At 59.8% G+C, this 11167-nt stretch carries 10 protein-coding genes; 6 read left to right on the forward strand and 4 right to left on the reverse strand.

The annotated features are described in order from the left end of the window. Positions 1-131: 131 nt before the first annotated feature. From AC6FTP_RS22990 to AC6FTP_RS23010, 5 genes are all read left to right on the forward strand, one after another. A complete protein-coding gene (locus tag AC6FTP_RS22990) occupies positions 132-404 on the forward strand; it encodes a helix-turn-helix domain-containing protein (protein ID WP_497209253.1) in 273 nt (90 codons plus the stop codon). A 183-nt stretch (positions 405-587) separates the two neighbouring features. After that, entirely contained in the window at positions 588-1220 is a 633-nt protein-coding gene (locus AC6FTP_RS22995; RefSeq protein ID WP_497209244.1) for a fibronectin type III domain-containing protein, read from the forward strand. 429 nt (positions 1221-1649) lie between these two features. Further along, complete coding sequence (locus AC6FTP_RS23000) at positions 1650-2048, forward strand: hypothetical protein (protein WP_497209245.1); 399 nt, start codon at positions 1650-1652, stop codon at positions 2046-2048. 166 nt (positions 2049-2214) lie between these two features. Next, positions 2215-3528, forward strand: a complete 1314-nt coding sequence (locus tag AC6FTP_RS23005) for a polysaccharide deacetylase family protein (protein ID WP_497209246.1) — start codon at positions 2215-2217, stop codon at positions 3526-3528. 213 nt (positions 3529-3741) lie between these two features. After that, the gene (locus tag AC6FTP_RS23010) at positions 3742-5076 is read left to right on the forward strand and encodes a DUF1501 domain-containing protein (RefSeq protein WP_497209247.1); all 1335 of its coding nucleotides are present in this window, start codon (positions 3742-3744) and stop codon (positions 5074-5076) included. 71 nt (positions 5077-5147) lie between these two features. On the opposite strand, the gene AC6FTP_RS23015 is transcribed toward AC6FTP_RS23010, so the two are convergent. Together AC6FTP_RS23015 and AC6FTP_RS23020 are read right to left on the reverse strand one after the other, a co-directional pair. Continuing rightward, positions 5148-5741: a Maf family protein gene (locus AC6FTP_RS23015; protein WP_497209248.1), complete on the reverse strand. Its 594-nt coding sequence runs from the start codon at positions 5739-5741 to the stop codon at positions 5148-5150. Further along, the gene (locus tag AC6FTP_RS23020; RefSeq protein ID WP_497209249.1) at positions 5738-5965 is read right to left on the reverse strand and encodes a YgdI/YgdR family lipoprotein; all 228 of its coding nucleotides are present in this window, start codon (positions 5963-5965) and stop codon (positions 5738-5740) included. Before AC6FTP_RS23020 ends, AC6FTP_RS23015 begins: the two co-directional genes overlap by 4 nt. A 71-nt stretch (positions 5966-6036) precedes the next feature. Here AC6FTP_RS23020 and AC6FTP_RS23025 point away from each other — a divergent pair, with 71 nt between their 5' ends. Further along, positions 6037-6612, forward strand: a complete 576-nt coding sequence (locus AC6FTP_RS23025) for a class I SAM-dependent methyltransferase (RefSeq protein ID WP_497209250.1) — start codon at positions 6037-6039, stop codon at positions 6610-6612. Between the two features lie 2 nt (positions 6613-6614). Here the strand turns inward: AC6FTP_RS23025 and AC6FTP_RS23030 are convergent, their stop codons facing one another. Then, a complete protein-coding gene (locus AC6FTP_RS23030; protein ID WP_497209251.1) occupies positions 6615-8036 on the reverse strand; it encodes a DUF1501 domain-containing protein in 1422 nt (473 codons plus the stop codon). 12 nt (positions 8037-8048) lie between these two features. Continuing rightward, positions 8049-11048: a DUF1553 domain-containing protein gene (locus AC6FTP_RS23035; RefSeq protein ID WP_497209252.1), complete on the reverse strand. Its 3000-nt coding sequence runs from the start codon at positions 11046-11048 to the stop codon at positions 8049-8051. Positions 11049-11167: the final 119 nt, after the last annotated feature.

Here is an 11167-nt window from a genome sequence, read left to right on the forward strand (position 1 = left end):
GAATGGCCGCTTTTGGCGATTAACACGTCCAGCGCTTCATCGAGCGCTTTGTCTTCCTTCGTTTTGGGTCTTCTCATGTCTTCCTGTCCTCGGTTTTGACCCTCCACACAAACTTTCTGACAGGCTCGGAAATGGCGGCAGAAGTGGACCTGCACTTACGAGTGCTCGGCTGGTGTGTGAAGCATCGAAGGATTGGGCGGGGGCTTAGTCAGGAGGATTTGGCTGCCCTGGCCCATGTTTCCCGAGGGGAAGTCCAGCATATTGAGCATGGCCGTCACAGCATGACAGAGGGTATGAAAAAGCGGCTCTGCGTGGCCCTGGGAATCAGTATGGTGGAGCTGGATGGGGAGGTGGATCGTGTGACGAGGGAATGGAAGGCGGACGGGCGAGATCAGGAAAAGTGAGGATGCCCAATTCTCTAGCGGAGGTACTTTCCCCCGGATGAGGTGAAGTAGTCGGCGAACCCCAGAGATCCTTTTCCCATGCCTCGATTCGATTCTCATGCCCGCTATGACCTGCACGAGACCTATGACTCAGGCAGTGGGCCGGCTCCTTGGAATCCTCAAATCCAAACCAAACACAGAACCATGAAATTCAAGCTCGAGTTAAGCAAGAAAACGGTGGAGGAAAAGCTCACGATGGGCACCCAGCACATCAACGCCAGCACCGCCGCACCCGCCACGACCTTTTACCCGACGGCCAACCGCGTGCCGCCGGACGCAACGATGGTGTCCATGCAGGCTGACCTGCAAGCGGCCTCGGATGAGGTGGACTCGGCGGCAGTGATCTGGAAGCAGAAGATCCAGGTGCGCGATACGAAGGAGGCGGCCTGGGACCTGTCTCTGACCTCCCGCGCGGCCTTCTACGAGGCAGCGACACCCAACAACATGGAGGCGCTGGCCAGTGTGGGCCTGCCCCTGCGCGCCGCGCCTGCGCCCATCGGTGATCTGCCCGCCCCGGCGGACCTGCGTGCGACACCGCGTAAAGCCGAGGGTGAGGTGGATCTGCGCTCCAAGACAGTGAAGGGCGCGGCCAGCTATGAGTGGGACTGCAAGCTGCACACGGATGCGGGTGTCTGGGAACAGGTGAAGGTCTCCATGGCGGCGAATGTACGCGTGACGGGTCTGACGCCGGGAATGCTCTATGCCTTCCGCGTGCGTGCCATCGGCAGCGCCGGCCCCGGCGACTGGAGTGATGAAGTCGTCGTCCGCGCGCCTTAATTCAGCCCTCTTGCTCCTGCAAGAGGAGCGGTGGACTCCCGCCAGCCCTTCCCGGCAGCTTGCTGCTCATGGAGGTCTGGCGTGGGAGTCCCCTCCTCTGCTCATCACGCGGAGCGATGATGACGACTCTGCTGCGCGTGAAGCGCTTCTTCTAAACAATGGTCAACCACCGTCAACTTCCCCAAAGGCGTGCTCACGCCCGCCGCTACGAAACTGCGAACCGAGAACTGCCCCCGCTTCAAAACAACGGTCAACCACCGTCAACTTCCCCGAAGGCGTGCTCACGCCCGCCGCTACGAAACGGCGAACCGAGAACTGCCCCCGCTTCAAAACAACGGTCAACCACCGTCAACTTCCCCAAAGGCGTGCTCACGCCCGCCGCTACGAAACGGCGAACCGAGAACAGCGAACCGAGAACTAAAAACCGCCATGCCCTTTGATCCCAACTACCCTCCGCAGGATGCGGAAATCGAGTCCGCGCCTCTGCGCGTTCAGTTTACCAGCCTGAAAACCCTCATCGACGCGGTGCCGACGATCACCTCCGCCGTGGTGGATGCGGTGAACACCCTGCCCGCCGGTGATCCAGCGGAGGTGAGTGTGTCTGTCATCGGCGACGTGCTGCACCTGAGCTTCGGCATCCCCATGGGCCAGAGCGGCCCGCCGGGAGAAGTGACGCTGGCAGACATGAATGCCGCCATCGCCACGACGAGCAGCAATTCGAACGGGGTGTCTCTTTTAAGCCAGGCCGTGGACCCAGACTACAATCAGTCGCAGATGCAGGTGCTCTTCAACAAAGTGGATGAGCTGATCACGGCGCTGCGGAGGTAGGGGCAAGACGCGCTGCGTGCGGAGCACGGAGACAGTTTCGCAGGAGACTCTGCGTTCCAAGTCTCAAAGTCTTTCCGGGCAAAGCGCGTCTCGCGGCACAGCCGCTCTCGCAGTCTCCCGCTCTCCCCCGGTTGCACCCGTCGGCAAAGTCGTTTAAACCCAGTCCATGCGGTTTCTCCCGATCTGTCTCCTTGCAGCCCTCACCTGCCTCACCTCGTGCAAGCGCATCGAGGCGAAGCTCGACCGCCTTGCCCGGCTGGCAGGGCTGACCACACCGACGGAAGAAGCTCCGAAAAAGAAGGCCGAGCCCGTGCTCACCCCCGAGCAGCAGGCCCTGGAGGCCAAGGTGCTGAACAGTGCTGTCTTTGAGACGGTGAAACCCGAGGTGGAGGCACCCAAGGCCGAGGCCTTTGAGCTGAACAAGTCCGCTGTGGTTTCCATCCTCGGCTATCATGATTTCAAAGCGCGCGGCGGCAGCCCGATGCTGATCAACGGCACCAAGTTCGCCGAGCAGATGAAGGCCATCAAAGAATCCGGCATCCCCGTCATCTCCCTGAGCGATGTTTTGGAATGGCGGAAGGCAAAGAAAAACATCCCCGAGGAAGCCATCGTCATCACCATGGATGATGGCTGGGAGGGCGTGCACACCTTTGCGTATCCCGTGCTGAAAGAGTACGGCTTCCCCTTCACCATCTACCTCTACAAAAAGTATGTGAACATCGGCGGCCGCTCGCTGAGCTGGGACCAGATCCGCGAGATGATGAAAAATGGCTGCGACGTCGGCAGCCACAGCGTCTCTCACGAAAGCCTGCGCGGAAACAAGAAACGCAACGAGGCGGACCATCAGCTCTGGCTGCTCGGCGAGCTGAAGGACTCCAAGGAATTCCTCGAAAAGAACCTCGGCATCACCTGCACCTCCTTCGCCTATCCCTTCGGCATCTTCGACGACAGCACCACGGAGCTCGCGCATCAGGTCGGTTATGAAACCCTCATCACGGTGAACAATCAAAAGGTCACCTGGGACACTCCGCTGGGGAAGCTGGGGCGCTACATCATTCACGGGGACAGCGATACGAACTTCAAGCTCGCCACCAGCTTCCGTGGCCGGGGCGATGTGTCTTCGAGCCACTTCCTGACCTCATCCGCGAAGGACGACAAGGGCAACGCTCTCGTGGAACTCTCGCCAGTTCCCGAAGAACTGATCAAAGAACGCCAGCCAGTCATCACGGCCAAGCTCGCCCGCATCGGCACCGTGGTGCCGGAGTCAGTCCGGTTGCGTGTCGCCGGTCTCGGCACCGTCCCCGCCCGCTATGACCCAACGACCATGACCGTCAGCTACCAACTCCCCTATCGGCTCCGCCGCGAGGACTGCCAGGTCACTCTGAACTTCAAACGCGCACCCGACCAGCCGGACGAAGTTGTGGGCTGGCGGTTCAAGATCGACCTCGCCGCCGCCTACGTGCCGCTGAAGCTGCCGTGATCCCCAAACCGGCTCGCCCCCGTTGCTATCACCTAGCATTGGGTTCATGTCTGGGTCTCGGCTCCCATTTTATCCGACTGCTGGAAGCTCCAAAAATTCGTCTGGCGAAGATTTTTTCCAAAATCACAAGAAAAAACTTCAGAACCGCAAGAAAGGCATACACCTTGCGTATTCGGCTCGCAGTCAGCAATCAACTCCCCCCTCTATTACGCCATGAAAATGCATCCTAATTGCCAAGGCAACCACCTCGATCTCCGCACCGGCGCGAGCCGCCGTGAATTCATGTACGTCGGTATGCTCGGCGGACTCGGACTCACTCTCCCAGACATGCTCCGTCTCCAGGCGGCCAGCGTCATGCCTGAAGTCGAAAGCTTCAAGTCTGTGGCTGATTCGATCATTCACATCTACCTCCCTGGTGGCATGGCTCAGCACGAGTCCTGGGATCCGAAGCCTTTCGCCAGCCCCGATTATCGCGGCCCATACACCCCGATCAAGACCGCCCTCCCCGGTGAGTATGTGGGTGAGCAATTCAAGAACATCGCCAAAATCATGAACAAGCTGACGGTCATCCGCAGCATGACTCATGGTGAAGCCGCTCACGAGCGTGGCACGCACAACATGTTCACCGGCTACCGCCCCAGCCCAGCCATCAAGTTCCCAAGCTTCGGCTCGGTGATCTCCCACGAGCAGGGTTCCCGCAACAACCTTCCTCCTTACGTCGCTGTTCCCACCGTCAGCATTCCTGAACAGGGCACTGGCTACATGAGCAGCGCCTTCGGTCCTTTCGCACTCGGCAGTGATCCAGCGGACAAGAACTTCTCCGTGCGCGACCTGCTTTCCCCGAAAGACATCGACGAGAAGCGCTTTGATCGCCGCCGCACCCTTCTTGGCACAGTGGATGAGCACTTCCGCACCGTCGAAAAAGCCGACTCCATCAACGCCATGGACAGCTTCTATCAGGCCGCCTATGGCCTCATCGGCAGCACCCAGGCCCGCGAAGCCTTCGACCTCAACAAAGAAAGCGATAAGCTCCGCGATGAATACGGTCGCAACACGGCCGGCCAGCGCTTCCTCCTCGCCCGTCGTCTCGTCGAAGCGGGTGTCCGCATGGTGTCCGTCACCTACGGTGGCTGGGATCACCACAGCAACATCAAGGGAGCCTTCGATGGACAGGCACCGAACTTCGACCAAGCCTTCGCCCGCCTTATCACCGATCTCGCTGATCGTGGCATGCTCAAGAAAACCCTTGTCATGGTCAGCTCCGAGTTCGGTCGCACGCCGAAGATCAACAGCACCAATGGTCGTGACCACTGGCCACGCGTCTTCTCGGTCGCTCTTGCAGGCGGTGGCGTGAAGGAAGGCTACATCCACGGTGCCTCCGACGCCCTCGGTGGTGAGCCCGACCGCGACGCTGTCGGCCCAGAAGATCTCGCCAAGACCATGTATCGCCTCCTCGGCATCAATTCCGAGAAGCGCATCATGTCCGACGGTGCCCGCCCCATCGACATCGTCAACGGCGGACGCATCCTCAACGAAATCCTCGCCTAATCCTCGACGGCAGAAAGTTCATCCAGCGGCGCAACGCAAGTTGCGCCGCTTTTTTATGTCTGGGCAACGTACTAACTGGCGAACCCCTCAAGCTCCTCCGTCAATCGCTCCATAGGCAGTCCCATCACGTTCGTCCATGAGCCCTCATGGCCGGAGATGATCATGTTTCCATGCTCCTGAATGCCGTAAGCTCCGGCCTTGTCGAGCGGGTTCACCAGAGCGTGATAGGCACGGATCAAATCATCATCGAGGACTTTGAAAACAACGTGGGAGATCACATGAAATCCCCTGCCCTGCCTTCCTGCATCCCAGGCCAGATAGACACCGGTGCAGACTTCATGAGATCGGCCTGACAGCCTCCGCAGCATCGTCAGTGCTTCATCCAGATTGGCAGGCTTGCCGAGGGGTTCCGAATCCAAATACACCAGGGTATCCGCGCCGATCACCAAGACGTCAGGGTGCAAAACAGCACCCGCGACAGCTTTGCGACGGGCGTTCTCCACCGTCAGATCCTCCGGCGAGAGACTGCCATCGTGCGCTTCCTCGACCTCCGGCACCACGATGTCGAATTCATAACCCGCCTCGCGCATCAACTGAACCCGTCTGGGCGATTGAGAAGCCAGCACAAGCCGCATTCCAGGCTCGGGAAACTCGGCCTCGCTCATGTGCCCAGATCCTCGATCATGAGCACCTCGTCTGCGCGCAGCATCGCGTCACGATCCTGGAAGGTCTTGTAGCGATAGTAGCCGGTCTTGCCGATGAACTTGGGCGAGCCTTTGCAGAGAAATTCCCGACCATCCTTGAGGGTAATTTTATGATTGCCGCCCGTCTGGCAACTGCTCAGCAGACTGGCAATGAAAAGAGGTAGAATGAGGCGCAAAACAAACATGTCGGGCAAGTGACAGCACTGGAGAGAAAAACGTTCGCCGCATTCCTCAAGCAAGCCTATTTTCCAAACGAATGCCCGCCACCACCTTTCTCAGAGAATTCTTCCGCAACTGGAAAACCGTCGGTGCCGTGGCCCCCTCCAGTCCCGGTCTGGCTGCCGAGATGATGAAATCCGCCGGAGTCGGCGAAGCTCGCCACATTCTCGAACTTGGTCCTGGCACGGGAGCCTTCACTGCCGCGATTCAGGATGTCATGCCCAAAGGCAGCCACTACCTCGGCATCGAGATCAATGCCGCCTTTGCCGATCAACTTCGCCAGCGTTTCACGGGCATGACTTTCGAGGTCGCAGGTGCCCAGGAGTTTGATTTCAAAACCTACCTCGTCGGCAAACCACCCATTGATGTGATCGTCAGCGGCCTGCCCTGGACAGCCTTCCCGCCATCGCTTCAAGAGGCGATCCTTGGCAACGTTCTGCCCCATCTCAGCCAGGGCGGACGTTTCGCCACCTTCGCCTACTTTGGCTTTCACCTGCTGCCCAGCGGCCGGCGCTTCCGCCAGCTTCTCAAGCAGCACCTGACGGGCGTGAAAACCAGCCAGGTCGTCTGGCCCAATATCCCGCCCGCCTTCGTCTATGTAGGCGGCAAGTGATCTCAGGCAAGGATGCCTTTGACCAGGTGCCCGTGAACATCGGTGAGTCGATATCGCCGCCCCTGGAACTTATAAGTCAGCCGCTCGTGGTCGATGCCCAGCAGGTGCATGATCGTGGCGTGGAAGTCGTGGATGTGCAGCCCGTCCTTCACGACGTTGTAGCCGAAGTCATCCGTCTCCCCATAGACGCTTCCCGCCTTCACTCCACCGCCCGCCATCCAGGCAGTGAAGCAACGCGGGTGATGATCACGACCAAAGTTAGGCTGGATCTTGCCCTGGCAGTAGTTCGTGCGGCCAAACTCTCCACCCCAGACGACGAGCGTGTCCTCCAGCAGCCCGCGTTGTTTGAGATCCTTCACCAGGGCAGCACTGGCTTGATCCGTCTCTTTGCATAACTTGGGGATCGCACCCGGCAGACCGCCATGGTGATCCCAGTCCTGATGATAAAGCTGGATAAAACGCACACCGCGCTCGGCAAGTCGGCGCGCTTGCAGGCAGTTCGCTGCAAAGGTGCCCGGCGTCTTCACATCGGGACCATACATGTCGAGGATGTGCTGCGGCTCATCCTCGATTCCAGTGGCCTCCGGGATGCTGCTTTGCATGCGGTACGCCATCTCGTAGTGGTCGATGCGGTTCTGGATCTCCACATCCGGCGTGCCTGTGAACTGATGCTCATGAAGTTCCTTCAGGCGATCCAGCATCTGGCGGCGACTGCTCGCGCTGATGCCTTCGGGGTTGCCGAGATAGAGCACTGGGTCCTTCGCCGCGCGGAATAGCACCCCCTGATGCTTCGTCGGCAGGAAGCCGCTGCCCCAGAGATGCGAACCAAGCGGCTGGCCGCCTTTCCCTTTCGTGATCAGGACGGTGAAACTTGGCAGGTTCGAGTTGTCCGCGCCGAGTCCATAGCTCAGCCACGCCCCCATGCTCGGACGTCCGGCGATCTGCGAGCCCGTCTGGAAAAAGGTCACGCCAGGGCCGTGATTGATGCTCTCGGTGAACATCGAGCGGATCACGCAAAGATCATCCGCGATGGCCGCCGTGTGCGGCAGATGCTCCGAATACCACCCACCCGCCTGCCCATGCTGGGTGAACTTGAACGGCGACCCCACCATCGGAATCGACGACTGATTCCCCGACATGCCCGTCAGCCTCTGCGTGCCGCGCACCGAGTCCGGGAGCTGCTCTCCATGCCTCTTGTTCAGCAGCGGCTTGTAATCATAAAGGTCGAGGTGCGAAGGCCCGCCCGACATGAAGAGGTAGATGATCCGCTTCGCCTTCGGCTGCCAGTGCGTACCATCGAGCACGCCACGATCCTGGGGAGCCGCTTCCTTCGCCAGCATCTCATTCAAAGCCATCCCGCCAAGGCCCATGCCGAAGCGGTTGAGCAGTTGGCGACGATTCAAAAGGTCATTCATCGAGTTCATGAGTAAGAAGGGTTAACGTTTCACCACACAGGCATCGTGGTTCATCAGCGCCTGGGCCAGCACGGCAGCAGCAGCAGCTTCGGGGAGAGGAATGGTGGTATCGCGTTTGGCATTGCCCGTCTTGAAGAGTGCCTCCGCTTCCTTGGGCGCGGCTTGGAAGTGCGTGAGCTGCTCCTGATAAAGCTGCGTGCAGATCGTTCGCTCCTTCGCATCTGGATCTCGGCTCAGGCAGAGCTGAAAGCCCATGTCGATTATCTTCGCGGGATCTCCTTTGGCGTAACGATGCAGGTTCTCACCGAGCACGCGGGCAGCCTCCACGTATTGGACACCATTGAGAAGAATCAGCGCTTGGAGCGGCGAGTCGGTGCGTTCGCGTTTGGAGATGCAGACGGCACGACGCGGCGCATCAAAGGCCACCATCGCGGGCGGCGGACTCGTGCGGCGCCAGCTCGTGTAGAGACTGCGGCGATAGACGGCATCTCCGCCGCCGGGACCGGCTGGCTTAAAGGCTTCTGTCATTTCATAAGGCAGCACCGGCGGACCACCGACCGTCAGCTTCAGCAAGCCTGCCGAAGCCAGGGCATTGTCACGGATCATCTCCGCAGGCAGTCGGAAGCGCGGACCACGGGCGAGCCACTGGTTCTCGGGATCATCCGCCATCGTCTTCGCATCGGCGACACTCTGCTGGCGATAGACCCGACTCATCACGATCTCCTTCACCAATGCCTTCACATCCCAGCCGCTCTGGATGAACTTCACGGAGAGGTAGTCGATCAACTCAGGATACAGCGGACGCTCGCCCTGACTGCCGAAGTCCTCCGTCGTCTTCACCAGGCCGCGACCAAAAAGGCTGTTCCAAAGACGGTTCACCGTCACACGAGCCGTCAGCGGATGATCGGGAGCCGTGAGCCAGCGCGCATAACCAAGCCGGTTCTTCGGCGCACCCTTCGGGAAAGGTGAAAGCGCCGCCGGTGTCCTCGGGCCGACCTCCTCGGTGCGTTTGTCATACTCGCCACGAGTCAGGAGATAGGCCTTCTTCGGCTGTGGCAGCTCGCGCATCACCATGATTTCCTTCTGCGCATCCTGCAGCGCATAGAACTCAGCGCGTGTCTTCTGAAGCTCCTCATTCACAGGCGCTGTACTCGACACATCGCGATTAAAGACACGCAGGTCGTCGATCATCCCGCCTTTGAAGCCACGATCACGGAAGCGCTCGCCAAGGCTGATGTTATCGCCACCGCCGCCCTGGATGGTCTTGGTCAGCGTATCGCTGATGATCTCCACCTCGGCGAGATTGCCATTCACATAGAGGCGCAAACCCGCCGCGCGGCTGCTGCCATCGCTCGTCACCACGACTTGTGTCCATTCATTCACCATCAGCGGCTGCTTCGTGCGGATCGAGATCGCATTGCCAGGCCAGAAGTGGATCAGCGACCACTTGAGCTTTCCTTCCTCGATCAAAAGCTCGTAGCCACGGCTCGCCGCGTCCGTCCAGGCTCGCGAGCGATGCATCACCACGGCACGATCCTTCACATCCGGCGTCTTCATCCAGAGCGAGATGCTGAAAGGCTCTTCGCGTTTAAAATTCCCCAGCGGAGTGTCCACCGCATCATCCCCGCTGAACAGCAGCGCCTTGCCGAGCTTGCCTTCCACGAGCTTGTTCTCGCCCTTCAGCGTCGCTGATGTTTTGTCTTCGATCTTCACGGGCTTGCCATCCTTGTCTTTCGTCTTCGTTGGAATCACGGGTTTCGCCAAAGCATCCGCGAGTTTGTTCCCTTTCTGTTCATCGAAGGTGAAATGAGCGATCTCCCCATTCGTGAAATCCGGTGCATCCAGCGGTTTCACCACCTGTTCCAGCGACTTCACCTTCTTCTCCAAAGCCGCCAGCTTCTGCTTCGTCGGCGCATCCATCAGCATCATGGCCGGAGTCGGAGGCGATGGAGTGAAGAAGGAATACAGGCCCGCTTCATCAATGTTCTGAAGCATGGAAAAGAGCCCGTAATAGTCCTTCTGCGAGATCGGGTCATACTTGTGATCGTGGCAGCGGGAGCACTCGAAGGTCAGCCCGAGAAACGCCGTCGCCACGGTCTGCACGCGGTCCGCCACATACTCCACGCGATATTCCTCCTCCACGCTGCCGCCCTCGCTTTCCTGCTGGTGCAGTCGGTTGAAGGCCGTGGCCAGCACCTGCTCGTCCGTGGGATTTGGCAGCAGATCCCCCGCGAGCTGCCAGGTGATGAATTGATCATACGGCAGGTTGTCGTTAAATGCCTTCACCACCCAGTCACGCCACGGCCACACTTCTCGTTCGCGATCCACCTGGAAGCCGTAGCTGTCCGCGTAGCGCGCCACATCCAGCCAGTCCACCGCCATGCGCTCGCCATAGTGCGGGGAGGACAGCAGGCGCGTCACCAGCTTCTCCATCGCCGCATTCGGATTCAAAGCATGATCCGCCGTGAAGATCGCCACCTCTTCCGGCGAGGGTGGCAGGCCGGTGAGATCAAACGACACGCGCCGAACCAGTGTCTCCGCCGTGGCTTCGGGTTGCAGGGCCAGCCCGCGCTCCCGCAAACCAGCGCTCACGACCTTGTCGATGTCCTGCCCTTTCAGCGACTCCGGATTCAGCGGGATGAAGGCCCAGTGCGCTTCATACTCCGCACCTTCCGCAATCCATTGCTTCAGCGTCGCCGCTTCGGCAGGCGTGAGTTTGCCCAGCTTCGACTTCGGCGGCGGCATCACTTCTTCGGGATCATCCGTGAGGATGCGTTCGAGGACCAGACTCTTGTCCGGCTTCCCCGGTGTGATGTGTCCATCCTTGATCGCGGCAGCGCGTTCATCCAGGCGCAGGTCCGCCTTTTGATTCTTGCTGTCCGGCCCGTGGCAGTGAAAGCACTTGTCCGAGAGGATGGGCCGGATGTCCCGGTTGAATTGCAGCTTGCCCGCAGCCGCAGCCACGCCTGCACAGGTCAGGAAAAGCGGCAGCCAGAGGAGATGAGAGAGTCGAGGACGCATCGCTACAGATACGTCCGAGGCCCGTGCCGTATTCCGGCTGTTCTGTGTCTAATCGTGGCTCACGCCCAGCTTCGCGATCTCCCCCGCATCCAGCGCACGATCAAACACCGCGATCTCAT

It is taken from the genome of Prosthecobacter sp., assembly GCF_044378005.1.
Taxonomy (GTDB): Bacteria; Verrucomicrobiota; Verrucomicrobiia; order Verrucomicrobiales; family Verrucomicrobiaceae; genus Prosthecobacter.